The organism is Acinetobacter sp. ANC_7553, from assembly GCF_056779895.1.
In genome coordinates, this window is sequence record NZ_JBWYIV010000001.1 from 87,610 (window position 1) to 103,316 (window position 15,707).

Annotated in this window: 13 protein-coding genes; 10 read left to right on the plus strand and 3 right to left on the minus strand. The window is 40.6% G+C overall.

Features of this window, described 5'->3' with window-relative positions:
• Positions 1 to 119 precede the first annotated feature (119 nt).
• From AC1M9I_RS00455 to AC1M9I_RS00470, 4 genes are read left to right on the plus strand one after another with little or no spacing between them, the layout of a single operon-like run.
• Positions 120 to 368, plus strand: a complete 249-nt coding sequence (locus AC1M9I_RS00455; protein WP_481587095.1) for a TIGR03643 family protein — start codon at positions 120 to 122, stop codon at positions 366 to 368.
• Positions 369 to 388: 20 nt separating this feature from the next.
• A complete protein-coding gene (locus AC1M9I_RS00460) occupies positions 389 to 1,558 on the plus strand; it encodes an efflux RND transporter periplasmic adaptor subunit (RefSeq protein WP_481594565.1) in 1,170 nt (389 codons plus the stop codon).
• Between the two features lie 2 nt (positions 1,559 to 1,560).
• Positions 1,561 to 2,772: an ABC transporter permease gene (locus AC1M9I_RS00465; RefSeq protein ID WP_481594566.1), complete on the plus strand. Its 1,212-nt coding sequence runs from the start codon at positions 1,561 to 1,563 to the stop codon at positions 2,770 to 2,772.
• Positions 2,765 to 3,469: an ABC transporter ATP-binding protein gene (locus tag AC1M9I_RS00470; RefSeq protein WP_481594567.1), complete on the plus strand. Its 705-nt coding sequence runs from the start codon at positions 2,765 to 2,767 to the stop codon at positions 3,467 to 3,469. Before AC1M9I_RS00465 ends, AC1M9I_RS00470 begins: the two co-directional genes overlap by 8 nt.
• Before the next feature lie 91 nt (positions 3,470 to 3,560).
• On the opposite strand, the gene AC1M9I_RS00475 is transcribed toward AC1M9I_RS00470, so the two are convergent.
• Both AC1M9I_RS00475 and AC1M9I_RS00480 read right to left on the minus strand, forming a co-directional pair.
• A complete protein-coding gene (locus tag AC1M9I_RS00475; protein WP_481594568.1) occupies positions 3,561 to 4,454 on the minus strand; it encodes an ABC transporter ATP-binding protein in 894 nt (297 codons plus the stop codon).
• On the minus strand, positions 4,454 to 5,398 hold the full coding sequence (locus AC1M9I_RS00480; RefSeq protein WP_481594569.1) for an ABC transporter permease: 945 nt from the start codon (positions 5,396 to 5,398) through the stop codon (positions 4,454 to 4,456). The genes AC1M9I_RS00475 and AC1M9I_RS00480 overlap by 1 nt, the downstream gene beginning before the upstream one ends.
• Positions 5,399 to 5,638: 240 nt before the next feature.
• Here AC1M9I_RS00480 and AC1M9I_RS00485 point away from each other — a divergent pair, with 240 nt between their 5' ends.
• The 5 genes from AC1M9I_RS00485 (at position 5,639) to AC1M9I_RS00505 (ending at position 12,775) form a co-directional block, all read left to right on the plus strand.
• Positions 5,639 to 6,076: a cation efflux protein, CzcI-like gene (locus AC1M9I_RS00485; protein ID WP_481587099.1), complete on the plus strand. Its 438-nt coding sequence runs from the start codon at positions 5,639 to 5,641 to the stop codon at positions 6,074 to 6,076.
• Positions 6,077 to 6,122: 46 nt separating this feature from the next.
• On the plus strand, positions 6,123 to 7,442 hold the full coding sequence (locus tag AC1M9I_RS00490) for a TolC family protein (RefSeq protein WP_481594570.1): 1,320 nt from the start codon (positions 6,123 to 6,125) through the stop codon (positions 7,440 to 7,442).
• Position 7,443: 1 nt separating this feature from the next.
• Complete coding sequence (locus tag AC1M9I_RS00495; protein ID WP_481610521.1) at positions 7,444 to 8,661, plus strand: efflux RND transporter periplasmic adaptor subunit; 1,218 nt, start codon at positions 7,444 to 7,446, stop codon at positions 8,659 to 8,661.
• Entirely contained in the window at positions 8,651 to 11,806 is a 3,156-nt protein-coding gene (locus AC1M9I_RS00500) for an efflux RND transporter permease subunit (RefSeq protein ID WP_481610522.1), read from the plus strand. Before AC1M9I_RS00495 ends, AC1M9I_RS00500 begins: the two co-directional genes overlap by 11 nt.
• A 63-nt stretch (positions 11,807 to 11,869) precedes the next feature.
• A complete protein-coding gene (locus tag AC1M9I_RS00505) occupies positions 11,870 to 12,775 on the plus strand; it encodes a cation diffusion facilitator family transporter (RefSeq protein WP_481610523.1) in 906 nt (301 codons plus the stop codon).
• A gap of 50 nt (positions 12,776 to 12,825) precedes the next feature.
• Here the strand turns inward: AC1M9I_RS00505 and AC1M9I_RS00510 are convergent, their stop codons facing one another.
• Positions 12,826 to 14,241 (minus strand): LLM class flavin-dependent oxidoreductase, encoded by a 1,416-nt coding sequence (locus AC1M9I_RS00510; protein WP_180027750.1) that lies wholly within the window; start codon positions 14,239 to 14,241, stop codon positions 12,826 to 12,828.
• A 207-nt stretch (positions 14,242 to 14,448) separates the two neighbouring features.
• Here AC1M9I_RS00510 and AC1M9I_RS00515 point away from each other — a divergent pair, with 207 nt between their 5' ends.
• Complete coding sequence (locus AC1M9I_RS00515; RefSeq protein ID WP_481610524.1) at positions 14,449 to 15,699, plus strand: SfnB family sulfur acquisition oxidoreductase; 1,251 nt, start codon at positions 14,449 to 14,451, stop codon at positions 15,697 to 15,699.
• Positions 15,700 to 15,707: the final 8 nt, after the last annotated feature.

The window sequence follows — 15,707 nt, forward strand, 5'->3', positions numbered from 1 at the left end:
TTTATGCGATGAATGCATTAGCGTGTATGAAGTGTCTATAAATCAACAAAAATCACATATTTTTCACGAATGAACAATTAACATCGAAGTTTAATGCGTATAAAAAAGGATCATGTGCGTTGTATACAACAGCTGATATTTCTAGAATCATTGAAATGGCATGGGAAGATCGGACACCCTTTGAAGCCATTCTGCTGGAATACGGATTAAACGAAAGTGCAGTTATTCGATTGATGCGACAACAATTAAAAAAAAGTAGTTTTGAAATGTGGCGTAAACGTGTTGCGGGGCGGAATACCAAGCATCTTCACAAGCGCTCACCAGATATTTTAAGAGCTTACTGTACTCGACAATATAAACTGAAGTAGGCCTATTGGGAGATAAAGCTTTGCGTATTTTAAAACAACGAAAATGGTGGATTCTCATTCTGCTCATTTCGATTGGTGGGATATATTTCATTTTCCGTTGGTGGCAAGGTCCTGTAGTCGAAACTTACCTAATCGAAGAAAAACCACTGATTCAAACAGTGGTTGCTTCAGGTCGTGCTGAAAATGTAGCACGTAGTGAAATTGGGAGTGAAATTTCGGGTGTGGTGATTGAGCGACGCGTGCAAGAAGGTCAACGAATAGCAGCAGGAGATGTACTGTTAATTATTCAATCTGATGATTTAAAAGCACAAGTCCGTGAAGCAGAAGTTGCGCTAGAGGAATTGCGGAAAATTCGCTATCCACAAGCGCAGGTTGAATTGAAAACGGCAGAATTCCAATTACAACAAGCCAGTCGCGAAGCAAGACGTCGTCAGCAAACGGAACCGGGAGTGCTTTCTGTTGAAGAAAAAGAACAAGCTTTAGAAGCTGAACGCTTAGCCAGAAATCAATTATCTGCGGCAAAACTGAAGGCGCAAAGCCTTGCTCCAGGTCAAGTGGAAGAAAAAACCTTAAGCGAAAGATTAAATGCGCTACGCGCTCAATTGGCAAAAAGTGAAATTCGGGCGCAAGTATCGGGTACGATCTTGACGCGTGAAGTCGAAAAAGGGGATGCGATTCAACCTGGGAAAGTGCTTTTTACAGTCGCAGTTGATAGTCCAACGCAAATTAAAGTGGCGGTCGATGAGCAAAATTTACCTTATCTGAAATTGGGTCAAAAAGCGGAAGTGATTGCAGATGCTTATCCAGAGCAAGCATTTCCAGCTGAAGTTAACTTTATTGCACCTAATATTGATCCTCAACGTGGTACGGTTGAAGTCAAATTGGCGGTGAATTCTGTACCCAATTTTTTGAAGCAAGATATGACAGTCTCAGTGAATGTCGAAACAGCACGTCGAAATAAAACCAAAGTAATAGCCAATGATGCGCTTATTGACCCTTCAACCACGCAGGCTGAAGTTATGGTGATAAGACAAGGTAAGGTCCAACGTCAATCTGTAAAATTAGGATTGCGTGGAACCACCATGACTGAAATTTTATCAGGGTTGGATCACAATGATCAGGTCGTTATAAAGCCTGATCAAGTAAAAGCGGATCAGCGTGTCAGAACTAAGCAGGTACAAGCACTGTGAAGATGAAGCGTTTATGGACCAATTGGCTCATCGCTGTTGGGTTTCTACGCGAGGGTCGCAGTCAAACACTGATGATTATTGGTGGTGTTGCTATTGGTGTTGCCGTTATTGTCTTTATTAGTGCATTAATTCAGGGGCTTCAGTCCAATTTGATTGAGCGTACGTTGGGCACTCAGGCACATATTAGTTTACATGCACCAGATGAGGTCAATCGCGTCGTTAAAGTGCCTGAGGGCGTAGCACACATTATCCATGAAGATCAAAGGGCTCAAAGACTCAAGTCGATCAATAACTGGCAAGAAGTTCTTGAAAATCTAGACAATATCAAGACGCTCAATGCCGTTTCTCCCATGGTTTCAGGACCTGCACTGGTAAAACGGGGGGAAGCGATTCAGTCAGTTGCGATTATGGGGATTGATTTACCACGTTATCAACGTATTGTACCTTTGCAAGAATATCTAAAAACTGGTCAGCTTCGTTTAAAAGCAGATGATGTACTCATCGGAAGTAAGTTGGCCAAAGACCTTGGTGTGCGCGTAGGCAGTAAAATTCGCGTTGATAACGGTCAAGATATTAACGCCGTCATGAATGTAACGGGTATTTTTGAACTCGGAGTCAAAGAACTAGACTCACGATATATGTATATCGATCTAAAGCGGGCACAGTCTTTATTGGGTTTGCCGGGTGGGGTTACCATTATTGATCTTCGTATTTCTGATATTTTCTCCGCAGATCAGGTCGCAACGCAAATTCATCGTCTCACTGGATTAAAAGCTGAAAGTTGGATTGAAAGTAATGCGCAATTGATGAATGCGATTTCAGCGCAAAGTCTTTCAACCAATATGATTATTATATTTGTTGGAATATCTGTTGCATTTGCGATCGCCAGCGTACTCTCCATTACAGTGGTACAGCGTACACGTGAGATCGGAATCTTGCGTGCGACAGGTGCGAGCCGAGAACAAATTTTGATGATCTTTCTCATTCAAGGTGCGATTTTCGGCTTACTTGGTTCTATTGTTGGAATCCTGACCAGTTATGCATTGGTTTGGTCATTTAATGAATTTGGCCCAGGGTTATTCTACATTCCAATTTCACCTTATTTGATTGGATCCGCTTTATTACTTGCAACATTGAGCGGTTTAATTGCAGCGGCGATTCCTGCCCGTCGTGCAGCGCGTTTAGATCCTGTGGAGGCAATCCGTCATGTCTAATCATGATGAAGTACTACGTTTAGAGGCTTTGAAAAAGTCTTATAACATTGGACAACCCAATGAAATTGAAGTGCTGCATGGGATTGATTTTGCGATACATCGTCAAGATTTTGCTGCGTTAATTGGACCTTCAGGTTCAGGTAAAAGTACGTTATTAAATATTTTAGGTTTACTGGATCAACCCACCAGTGGTGAAATTTATTTACTTGGTCAACCAACCAGTCAAATGGAAGATCAACAAAGAACGGAATTGCGTGGAAAGAGCATTGGATTTGTGTTTCAGTTTCATCATTTGATTCAAGCGTTCACCGTTATTGAGAATGTTTTGATGCCTCTAATGTTGGCGCATGGCAAACCCAATCAGCAAGCTTTAGATCGGGCACATGATTTGTTAAAAGCGGTAGGATTGAGTCAATTTGCACAACGAAAAGCCAGTCAACTTTCTGGTGGGCAACAACAACGTGTCGCAATCGCCAGAGCTTTAATCACTCAGCCTGCTTTACTCCTCGCTGATGAACCTACAGGTAATTTGGACAGTCAAACAGCGAGCGAAGTCTTTGAGCTGTTTCGTGAAGTAAATGAGCAACAAAATTGTGCGGTATTGTTAGTGACCCATGATCCACGATTATCCGCTACATGTGATCGAACCATTCAATTGGTAGATGGGAGAATTGAGAGTGATGAAATGAAGTCGTGATTAATCCAAGGCTGCATTTAAAATGGTGTGGTCAAAAGGATTGATGTTGCATGCTTTATCCTGACCGTTTGTGTGATCAGGATATAGCGCCTTATTTAGAATGACTGACCTTGGTCATTCTAGGAATTTTAGGTAAGTCTGCGAGAGCTGGATCAAGTTCATCTTCTTCAGAATGTACCAAAGCATCTACACGTTGTCTTAAAGATTTAAATTTTTCAGTGAGCATCAATTCATGCTGACGTGGTCTTGGTAGATCAACCTCAATGATTTCCTTAATTTCGCCAGGATTGGCCTTCAATGCCACAATCCGATCGGCCAGTAAAATTGCCTCGTCCATATCGTGTGTCACAAAAATAATCGTGATATCGATATTGGCCCAAAGATCGATCAGATGCTTTTGCATTTTTTGACGCGTATGAGGATCTAAAGCCCCAAAGGGTTCATCCATTAAGAGAATTTTTGGCTGATTCACGAGCGCGCGAGCGATGGCAACGCGTTGTTTCATCCCTCCAGAAAGTTCATGAGGGTATTGCTGCTCAAATTTTTCAAGTCCGATAATGTTGATCCATTCACGGGCTTGCGCCTCAGCTGTAGCATTGCTGGCACCTCGCATGAGTGGACCAAACATGACATTTTCTTTTACCGTTTTCCATGGAAACAGTGTGTAGCCTTGGAAAACCATGCCACGCTCTGGACTCGGTCCTGTGATGATTTCACCGTCTACCAGTAATTCACCACTGGTATATGGATCAAGACCTGCCACAATACGGCTAAAGGTAGATTTACCGCATCCTGAAGGACCAATAACACAGATAAATTCACGTTTATGAATTTTTAAATCTAAAGTATTTAAAATGGTGCGCTCAGTTTTTCCGTGGCTAAACTTTTGGGTGAGATTTTTTGCTTCTAAAATGACGGGACGAGCGTAAATTTTGTCAAAGTAAGCGCGGGCATCAAAATCTGAGGGTTGAAGTGCTGAAGACATTAGCGAACTCCCGTTTTCCATTTAAATAATTGCTGTCCAAGTTTCATTAAAATCACGTCGCAAATCAGACCAATCAAACCGATAATCAAAATTGCGGCAAAAACATTGTCAAAGTTTTGATAGCGAGCTTGTTGAGTGATGAACCACGTGATACCGGATGTACTTCCTATGAGTTCTGCAACGATTAAATAGGTCCAAGCCCAACCTAAAAGTACACGAAGGTTTCGATAAATTTCTGGGAGTGCAGCAGGGATGACCACATAAAATAAACTTTTGATTTTATTAGTTCCTAAGGTGAATCCAGCTTCAATAAGACTGCGGTCGACCAGACGGGTGGTATTGGCAATAATCAGAATTTGTTGGAACAAGGTACCAATCACAATAATGGCAATTTTAGGTGCGTCATTAATGCCCAAAATCGCAACAGCAAGAGCGCCAAAGGCTGGTGCAGGCAGATAGCGAAAGAACTCTACAAAAGGTTCAGTTAACTGAGAAATTTTATGAGAAAAACCGCAAAGAATACCCAAAGGAATCCCGATCAAAGAAGAAATAAAAAATGCGGTAAACACCAGTTTAATGCTGTGCCATAAACTTTCATGAAACCATGGTGCATTTGCTTGAGCGGGTGGCGTTGTAAATGCGGTCACTAAGGCTGTAGCGACTTCATCTGGTGCGGGTAGGTAAATGGGATTGACCAAAATTCCCCGAGGTGGTGGCAGTCCTTGATCGACTGCCAATTGCGCTTCAGCATAATAAACTTCTCTACTGACACGGCTATCGAGTTGTAAAAATGTTGTGCTACCAGAATCTGTGATTTGAACTTGGGGATGCCAAATAAAAGGCAAATAACTCACTGCACACCAGATTAAAATTGGAATTAAAAACGATCCAAAACCAAGCAAAAATTTATGCTTTTGACTCAATTCTCGTGCAACATAGCTCATCGTTGCCACCTCAGTAATACAAAAAATAAAATTCGTATGATTAGGTTGCAAAATCGATGCCATTTTCGAAGCGTGCTTTAAAAGCGCTAAATTTTTAAGTTTTCATTCATTTTTCTTATGTACATTCTTTCAAGATCAAGGTTTCGATCATCAAAATATGATGGAGAATTACAACTCTTCACTTGATGGTGATCACTATCACGTTTTAAATGCAGATAGAAAAGATGAGAGCCTGCTTAAATGAGATCGGCTAAATTTGTGACATTCTTAGCATGTATGTTCATGTTCCAAAGCCTTTGGAATGTGGCGGCGGCTTTTTGTGTTCATGAAAGCGACTCAACATCGACACAAAGTTTTCACTTTGGTCATCATCAACCTGTACTTTGCCAAGCCGATCTTTCAAATAAAAGTCCGAAGTCCCAAATTGAAAAAGGCTTCGTGCTTGGTGATGATCAAAGCGTGACGCTAGAAGAAAAAGCGCAAATCGATGTTTTGGATCATCAAGATCATCTGCCGTCAATGTCTCAGTTTATTCTTGCTGTAAACGAGAATTTGCCTTCATCACAACACATCGAAAAGATTTACCAAAATCACTTTCTTTGGATTAATGCCTATCAATCGCCTCATTTAGGTAAAATCCCTCCGCCTCCTGAATTAACCCCGCTATTGGTGGGGTAGCCTAAAAATTTCCCACCACTTGTTTTTAAATTAGTGGGAAATTCACATGTCTTTTAAATTAAAACATTCTATTCGATTATGGCTGGTTTTAGGTTCGCTTAGTTTGGGTGCAAATGCTCAAGCAATGACAGTCAATTCGCTTGAACAAGCACTCGTTCAAGTGTCTCAATATCAACAATCAGAACAGATTTGGCAGCAACGACAACAAATGTCAGAACTTGCAGTCAAGCAAAGTGGACTTTGGCAAAACCCGACTATCAATCTCTCTCGAGATGGTTTTGGTTCGAGTCAAGATCAAGAATTGAGTCTTGGTATTAGTCAGCCGATCGACATTTTTGGTCAAAGACGGATTCAAAAAAATATAGCGCGTTTGGCTGGGCAACAAAATGAATTGCAAGAAAAGTTGTGGGAAGCACAAAGCCAATTAATCGTGAAGTATGCTTGGTCACAGTTTTTAATTTCGCAATCTGAAGCACAAATTCAAAAGTCTCAACTGCAAGTCAGTCGTGAAACTTTAGACAGCGCTAAAAAACGATATCAGGCAGGAAGCATAGCCTTGGTTGAGTATGAACGAGCGCAGATTGAAGCGGCAGAAAATGAACGCAATTATCAGCAAGCCATTTTAAATAAAGAAATTGCAAAACGTAATCTTTCTAATCTCTGGGGAGAAACTGAAGCAGAGGTGAAGGTTGATTCAAATCGGATTTATTGGCCTGACCAAGTTGAACAGAATGTTCAAAATTATATTTCTGCAGGTTATTTAGAAAAGCTTTATGCACTCAATGTTGTGCAGGCTAATCAACGAATTGAGCAGCTTAAAGTAAAAGCAAAACCAAATCCAAACTTGAATGTAGGGATGACGCGAACAAAAGCGCCCAATGAGACAAACGATACTAGTTTATCTGTGGGTGTCGATATTCCGTTCAATATTTTTAATCGTCAGCAATACGAAATTCCGCTTGCTCAACGCCAGCAATCTCTACTTGAGCGTCAACAACAAAGAGAACTCAAACAACAAATTTTAGAGATTGCAAACTTATTTCATCAGGTGCGTGGCTTAAAACAGCAGTATGACGCTGTACTGAGACAAAAAGACTTGTCTGAAAAAGTACAGACGCGCTCTTTGCTCGGTTTTAAAAATGGAAAACTTTCAATCACTGAGGTGCAACAAGCAACGACACAATTACAAAATATTCGGCTCAGTCAAATTCAGCTCTTAAGAGAGGCATGGCAAACCGCACTTGCTGCTGAGGCATTAAGTATTGGTACCAGTTATGAACAAATTAGTCGTTCGGATGCCTATACCCAATTACTCAAAGAGGCTGTGTCACAGTCAGAAAATTTCATCAATATAGGGGCAGAATAAAATGAGATCTATACAACAAGGAAAAATAAACCAAGCATTCCTCATCGCCTTGATTATTGGGGTGACGGTAGTTATCGGGATTTGGATTTTTTTTAAAGATAATAAGAAAACAGCAATTGTTGAGAGTGAAGAGCAAGCTGAAACGTCGAATGGCGCAGAAGCTGAGCATGCAGAAGAAGATGTGATTGAACTCACATCTAAACAGTTGGTAGAACATGGTATCAAGATAGAATCAGCTCAATTAGGTGTAATTCCGCGATACACAAACTTGCCTGCAAAATTGATGGTAAATACAGATCAACAAGCGCATATTTCCCCTAATTTTGCTGGTCATGTTGAACAAGTGAATGTAGCACTGGGACAAGAAGTAACTAAAGGTCAAGTACTTGCAGTATTAAGTGTCCCAGAGCTCATTGACCAACAAGCGAATTTGAGAATGGAGCAATCCAATTTAGATTTGGCACGCCAAGATTTGCAACGTGAACAACGGATGTGGTCGCAGGGGATCTCCGCAAAACAGGATTTGCAACGTGCTGAAAATGCATATCGTCAAGCACAAATCGCAGTGCAAAGTGCCAATGCACGTTTACAAGCTTTGGGAGCTTCAGCAGGTTCGAATGGTCGTTTTACCATTCGTTCGCCTATCTCGGGCGTGATCAGCCAAAAAGACATTGTGGTGGGTGAAAATGTGCAACTTGCAGATCAGATTTTCATCATCGAACAATTAAAAGATTTATGGCTCGAATTTGTGCTACCTGCAGATGCGAGTAATCAAATTGGTGCACAACAAAATATTCAATTCAAATCTTTACAGTCAGGTCAGACGTATACAGCTCTTGTGCAATCGTTAACGCCGCAAGCAGATGCGCAGACTGGCCGCTTGATTGTTCGCGCTAAAGTTCAAGGAAAGGCAAGTGAGTTAAGACCAAATTTGATGGTAAATGTTGAACTTCAAAGTCCCGATGCATCGAATGTATTACGCGTTGCAAAAAATGCAGTGCAAAAAATCGAAGGTAAATCAGCAGTATTTATTGTTACAGAACAAAAAAATGGAAAACTCCACTTTAAAGCGCAACCCATTGAAGTAGGTGAAATGTCTTCAGATGGTCAATGGGCAGAAATTAAGTCTGGTCTTCAAACGGGGCAAAAATATGTCAATCAAGGCAGCTTCTTACTGAAATCGGAGTTAGAAAAAGGAGAAGCTGACCATGGGCACTAATCATGACATGCCGAAGGCTGAAGGGCTATTTGAGCGAATTATTCAGTTTTCAATTCAACATGCGATTTGGATCATGCTGTTTGCCTGTGCTTGGATTGCTGTTGGAGTTTATAGTTATCAAAAATTGCCAATTGATGCAGTTCCAGACATTACCAATACACAGGTTCAAATTAATACCCAAGCCAATGGATTTACTGCGCTCGAAGTTGAGCAACGCATTACGTATCCAATTGAAAATGCCATGGCGGGGATACCAGATCTTGAATTAACACGTTCGATCTCTAGGTATGGTTTATCTCAGGTCACCATTGTTTTTAAAGATGGCACAGATATTTACTGGGCGCGTCAACAAATCAATCAGCGTGTGCAAGAGGTTCAATCCGAATTACCTGATGATATCGCACCTACCATGTCTCCAGTATCTACGGGACTGGGTGAAATTTATCAATGGGTGTTAAAAGCAGACCCAAAGGCTAAAAAGCCTGATGGTGCTTCATACACAGCAATGGATTTACGCGAAATTCAAGATTGGATTGTGCGTCCACAATTGCAACGCGTAAAAGGCGTTGCAGAGGTGAATACTATTGGAGGATTCAATAAAACTTATGTTGTTTCGCCAGACTTGAATCGTATGCAGCAATTACAAGTCAGTTTGACGCAACTTCAACAGGTCCTCACTGAGAACAATGAAAATCGTGGAGCAGGATTTATTGAAGATGGAGGTCAACAACTGACAGTACGAGTTCCTGGAACACTGAATACGATACAGGATATTGAAAATACAACGGTGGTTACCTTGAATGGAAATCCTGTCCGTGTTTCAGATATTGCTTCAGTGTCGATTGGACATGATCTTAGAACAGGCGGAGCGACCTATAACGGAGAAGAAACCGTACTCGGCATCGCCATGATGCTGATGGGTGAAAACAGCCGTAGTGTTGCACAAGCGGTTGATCAAAAAATTCAAGAAATTCAAACCACACTGCCCGAAGGCGTAAAAATTGAAACTGTTTACGATCGTACCACCTTAGTCGAGAAAGCCATTAAGACAGTTCAAAAGAACTTAGTCGAAGGGGCGATTTTGGTGATTGTGATTTTATTCATTTTCTTGGGAAATATTAGAGCAGCTTTAATTACAGCATGCGTGATTCCACTTTCGATGTTATTTACATTATCAGGTATGGCACAGCAGAAAATTAGTGCCAACCTTATGAGTTTAGGTGCGCTAGATTTTGGAATTATTGTAGATGGGGCGGTGGTAATTGTCGAAAACTGTATTCGCCGATTAGCTCATGCCCAAGAACAGTTAAGACGACCTTTAACACGTTCAGAGAGATTTAAAGAAGTATTCCTTGCAGCTCGTCAAGCGCGCCGTCCTTTAATTTTTGGTCAAACGATTATTTTAGTGGTGTACTTGCCCATATTTGCTTTAAGTGGTGTTGAAGCAAAAATGTTTCACCCTATGGCACTCACCGTAGTATTAGCTCTTATTGCTGCGATCATTTTATCCATCACTTTTGTTCCTGCAGCGGTAGCCTTATTTGTAACAGGTGAAGTAAAAGAAACTGAAAGTAGATGGATGTTATGGTTAAAGAAAAGATATCTAAAAGCATTAGATATGACTTATTTATATCGAACGGTCATGTTAACGCTCGCAGTTAGTATTTTGTTTTTAACAGGGTTGTTGGCGACACGTCTAGGAAGTGAATTCGCACCGCAATTAAGCGAAGGTGATTTTGCTATTCAACAAATGCGTTCACCCAGTACCAGCTTAGAAGAATCATTAAGAATGCAGGAAATGACTGAGAAACTTTTGCTTCAAAATTTTCCAGAAATTAAAAATGTTTTCGCACGAACGGGTACTGCTGAAGTGGCCACAGATGTGATGCCACCCAATATTTCAGATGGATTCATCATGTTGAAACCTCGCCAAGAGTGGCCGAATCCCAAAGAAAGCTTAGATGATTTAAGGTCACGTATTGAAACTTTTTTGGAGACTTTGCCTGGCAACAATAGTGAATTTTCTCAACCCATTGAACTGCGTTTTAATGAGCTCATTTCCGGGGTGCGCAGTGACATAGGTATAAAAATTTTTGGCGATGATATGCAGGTGTTAAACGATGAAGCTGCCAAAATTGCCAAGATTGTGCAAAAAATCAGTGGCAGTACCGCAGTCAAAGTAGAACAGACTTCAGGTTTACCCTTATTAAATATAGACGTAAATCGTTCTTTAGCAGCGCAATATGGTCTTTCGGTTCGTGAAATACAAAATTTAGTTGCCTCAAGTATCGGCGGTCAACAAGTCGGTGAAATTCTACAAGGCGACCGCCGTTTTGATTTTGTTATTCGACTTACTGATCAAGATCGAACAGTCATGGGGATTGCACAATTACCCATACAACTCCCCAATGGTGGGACAGTAAGACTGGCAGATGTGGCTACAGTTTCAAATATTGATGGTATGAATCAGGTGAGTCGTGAAAATGGCAAGCGTAGGATTATTGTGACGGCAAATGTTGAAGGGCGAGATCTGGGTTCATTTGTCCAAGAGTTGCAATCTAGCCTCACGACATATGCATTACCGAGTGGCTATTGGATTGAGTATGGTGGACAGTTTGAGAATTTGGCATCTGCCAAAGCTAGAATGACTATCGTGATTCCATTGGCTTTGATTACGATTTTTATCCTGCTGATGGCTGTATTCAAAAATATCAGAGAAAGTTTATTGGTCTTCACGGGCGTACCCTTTGCTCTCACGGGTGGAGTCTTATTTTTATGGTTACGTGATATTCCTATCTCAATGTCTGCCGGTATTGGTTTTATCGCTTTATCAGGTGTCGCTGTTCTGAATGGACTGGTTATGTTGACCTTTATTAAGGAGCTAAGAAGTGAATACAGTTTAAAAGATGCCATTTGGCAAGGTGCAGTGTTGCGATTACGTCCTGTGCTGATGACTGCTTTTGTGGCGTCTTTAGGATTTGTTCCAATGGCCCTCGCTACGGGTACGGGTGCTGAAGTACAGCGACCGCTTGCGACAGTGGTTATCGGTGGAATAATTTCGTCCACAATACTGACGCTACTACTTTTACCTGTATTGTATAGGTGGATGAATCAAGCAAAAGCAGAACAAAAAATTAAACAATAGCATTATGTATATGAATCAGATCCTCACTTTATTTTAAGTGAGGTTTCTGATGAGGAGTATAAAATGGGTAGTTCGCATAATCATGATCACAGTCATGTGGAAGTCAGTAAAGGCAACGCAAAGAAACTGACTTTTGCACTCGCTTTAACCACGACCTTTCTAATTGTTGAGGTCGTTGCAGCATTCATTACCCAAAGTTTAGCTTTATTGTCTGATGCTGCACATATGTTTACTGATGCTGCCGCTTTAGCCATCGCGTTGGTTGCAATTAAGATTGGTCAAAAACCTGCAGATAACAAGAGAACTTTTGGATATCAACGGTTTGAAATTTTGGCAGCTCTATTTAATGCGGTGATGTTATTTATCGTTGCAATTTATATTTTGATAGAAGCGATTCATCGATTAAGTAATCCTCCTGAAATTCAGAGTGTTGGAATGATGATAGTCGCCGTCATTGGCTTAATCATTAATTTAATTTCGATGAAGATTCTTTTTTCGAGTAGTAAAGATAGCCTCAATGTCAAAGGTGCATATCTAGAAGTATTAAGTGATGCACTTGGTTCTGTAGGTGTGATCATCGGTGCTGTGATTATTGATTTTACAGGCTGGGTACTTATTGACACGATTATCGCAGTCCTGATCGGATTTTGGGTCTTACCACGTGCTTGGATTCTCGCCAAGCAAAGTGTAAATATCCTACTTGAAGGTGTGCCTGATGAGATTGATATTGAAAAGCTCCGTACAGATTTATTATCGCTTGAAGGAGTTAAGGACATTCACCAATTAAAAGTTTGGGCGATCACATCCAAAAAAGTCATGCTCACAGTTCATTTGGTTGCACCGAATGTCGATCCTAAACGTTTACATCACCAAGCTTTTGAAATGTTAAGTCATGATCATCATATTACTGAAATGACCTTGCAGATAGAAGATGATGCATATCACCATGAACTAGAACATCAGCATTAAAAAAAGCCCCCGAAAGGGGCTTTTTTTAGATTTAGAGAATTTAAATGGATCTACACAGATTCAAGTGTTGCGGTTTGGGTTGTGGTGTGCAGCCCATTCGTTGATGACCTACGGTATTGAGCACCACGATGATCATCTGGAAGTAATGGTCCATGACCAAACAACTTTTCTCTAAGCGTCCCCTTGGTGTATTCTGTAGGATAAACACCGCGACGTTGTAACTCAGGAACGACGTATTCGACCACGTCTTCAAAAGATTGATGTGCCAAAATATAAGCCAAATTGAATCCATCGATGCCAGTTTCATCCACCCATTCTTGAAGACGATCGGCTACTGTGCTTGGAGAGCCGACAATCACGGGGCCGTTTCCACCTACACTGGTCCATTTTGCAATTTCTTCAATGGTCCAAACTTTATCTGGATCTGCTTCTACGTAAGATTGCAACATAGACTGAATGGCATTGGTATGAATATATTCAACCTGGTCTGTAGCTTTGAATTGTGAAAAATCTACACCAGACCACCCTGAAGCGAGTGTTAATCCACCATCATAACTTCCGTAAGATTGATACTCTGCAAATTTAGCCTGCGCTTTCTCATCAGTTTCATCGACCACAATCGCAAGCATCGTATAAATTAAAACTGCGTTTGGATCTTTACCTTCCTCAATAAGATTCTGACGAATTCCTTGTGCTAACTTTTTTACAGCAACTTTAGTTGGTGCAGATATAAATACGCACTCTGCATTTTGACTAGCAAATTTCTGTCCACGCTTTGATGCACCTGCTTGGTATAAAACAGGTGTGCGTTGCGGAGAAGGTTCACAGATATGAATACCTGGCACGCTAAAATATTTACCTTCATGTTGGATTGGATGAACTTTGGTATGATCCGCAAAAATACCAGCGGCTTTGTCGCGTCGTACCGCATCATTTTCCCAAGAACCCTCCCAAAGTTTATATAAAACTTCCAGATACTCGTCTGCAATATCATAACGATTGTCGTGACTTACTTGGGTTTTTAAACCTAAGTTTTTGGATCCGCTTTCTAGATATGAAGTCACAATATTCCAACCCGCGCGACCTTTGGTGAGATGATCCAACGTGCTCATACGTCGTGCGAAGGGATAAGGATGTTCGAATGAAATAGAGGTGGTTACGCCAAAGCCTAAATGTTGGGTGACTGCTGCCATTGCTGGAACAATTTGAATTGGATCATTCACAGGAACTTGAACAGCACCATTTAAAGCATGTTGAGCCGATTGATGATACACATCATAAATACCCAAAACATCTGCAAGAAAAATACCGTCAAAAATACCTTTTTCTAATATTTTTGCTAAATCAGTCCAATATTCCAAATCTTTATATTCCGTAGAGCGATCGAGCGGATGACGCCATAAGCCTGGGGACTGATGTGCAATGCAATTCATTTCAAAAGCATTAAATCGTATATGTTTAGTCATAATGAAAATATAAAATAATTAAATGTTTATATTCTGATTATATGAAATATCATACTTATTATTTAATGAGAAAAACTGCAATATTCATAATAAAAGAATAAATGACTTATTTTGTTTGAAATTAGATTAGTAAATAAAATAATCGTATAAAAAATTAAAATAATTAGTGCTAGTTTAATTTTATTCAATTTTTTTGAAGAGAATAAAATGACTGCACAAATAGATATAAAATTGCATGAGGCTGAAATTTCAAAAGAATTCTTCCAAATTCATCAGCCAGCGCATGTGATTAAGACAGATGAAGAAGCGATTCAAATCGCACAACAGCTCGCTGAAGATTTTGCAAAGGAAGCCTCCATTCGTGATCATGAACGCCGTTTACCTTTGAGTGAAATAAACAAGTATTCTCAATCAGGACTTTGGGCAATTAACATTCCAAAGCAATATGGAGGTTCAGGAGTGAGTTACAAGACTCTCGCTGAAGTTGTAAAAACCATTTCTAGCGCTGATCCATCACTAGGTCAAATCGCACAAAATCATTGGGTGTTTCTCGAGCATATCCGTTTAGATGCCACCGAAGAACAAAAACAATTCTTTTTTAAAGCCGTACTGGGTGGAGAGCGTTTGGGGAATGCTTTCTCAGAAAAAGGGTCTAAGACGGTTGCCGATCTCACCACAAAAATAGAATTTGATGCTTTTGGTAATGGGATTGTGAATGGTCAAAAATTCTTTGCGACAGGAGCTTTACTGGCACACCGCATTCCGGTTGTTGCGATTGATGCTGAAGGAAAACCATTTGCTGCAATCGTGCCACAAGGGACAGAAGGTGTAAAAATTACCAATGATTGGAGCGGGTTTGGTCAGCGTACAACGGTCAGTGGATCAGTCGAATTAAACAACGTTAAAGTGGATGCAAAATTTATCGTTCCCATTTATCAAGCTTTTGTAAGACCGACAGCAGCTGGAGCAATTTCTCAATTTATTCAAGCTGCTGTAGATGCTGGGATTGCACGTGGTGCGATTCAAGAAACGATTCATTACGTTCGTAACTTTGCACGTCCATGGATTGATTCAGGTTTAGATAAAGCAAGTTCAGATCCATATACCATTTCGAATATTGGTGAATTGAAAATTAAGCTGCGTGCTGCTGAAGCTGTTTTGGATTTGGCTGGATTAGCGATTGATTTAGCACTTGCTGAACCGACCGAAGATCATATTAATGAAGCAACATTGCTCGTGGCTGAAGCAAAAGTCTTAACGACTGACATTGCGATTTTAGCAGCGAATAAATTATTTGAGCTTTCTGGCACGCGTTCGACCTTATCAGAATTAAATTTAGATCGTTATTGGCGCAATGCCAGAACACACACTTTGCATGATCCCGTGCGTTGGAAATACAACATTGTAGGAAATTATTTTCTAAATGATGTCCCACCACCACGTCATCCATGGAGCTAAGGAGAAAT

What these genes read in the sequence shown, in the direction of transcription:
- AC1M9I_RS00480 (WP_481594569.1), bottom strand. Translation starts at nt 5,398, where the DNA reads ATGAGCTATGTTGCACGAGAATTGAGTCAAAAGCATAAATTTTTGCTT.
- AC1M9I_RS00500 (WP_481610522.1), top strand. Translation starts at nt 8,651, where the DNA reads ATGGGCACTAATCATGACATGCCGAAGGCTGAAGGGCTATTTGAGCGA.
- AC1M9I_RS00505 (WP_481610523.1), top strand. Translation starts at nt 11,870, where the DNA reads ATGGGTAGTTCGCATAATCATGATCACAGTCATGTGGAAGTCAGTAAA.
- AC1M9I_RS00490 (WP_481594570.1), top strand. Translation starts at nt 6,123, where the DNA reads ATGTCTTTTAAATTAAAACATTCTATTCGATTATGGCTGGTTTTAGGT.
- AC1M9I_RS00485 (WP_481587099.1), top strand. Translation starts at nt 5,639, where the DNA reads ATGAGATCGGCTAAATTTGTGACATTCTTAGCATGTATGTTCATGTTC.
- AC1M9I_RS00495 (WP_481610521.1), top strand. Translation starts at nt 7,444, where the DNA reads ATGAGATCTATACAACAAGGAAAAATAAACCAAGCATTCCTCATCGCC.
- AC1M9I_RS00510 (WP_180027750.1), bottom strand. Translation starts at nt 14,241, where the DNA reads ATGACTAAACATATACGATTTAATGCTTTTGAAATGAATTGCATTGCA.
- AC1M9I_RS00515 (WP_481610524.1), top strand. Translation starts at nt 14,449, where the DNA reads ATGACTGCACAAATAGATATAAAATTGCATGAGGCTGAAATTTCAAAA.
- AC1M9I_RS00470 (WP_481594567.1), top strand. Translation starts at nt 2,765, where the DNA reads ATGTCTAATCATGATGAAGTACTACGTTTAGAGGCTTTGAAAAAGTCT.
- AC1M9I_RS00475 (WP_481594568.1), bottom strand. Translation starts at nt 4,454, where the DNA reads ATGTCTTCAGCACTTCAACCCTCAGATTTTGATGCCCGCGCTTACTTT.
- AC1M9I_RS00465 (WP_481594566.1), top strand. Translation starts at nt 1,561, where the DNA reads ATGAAGCGTTTATGGACCAATTGGCTCATCGCTGTTGGGTTTCTACGC.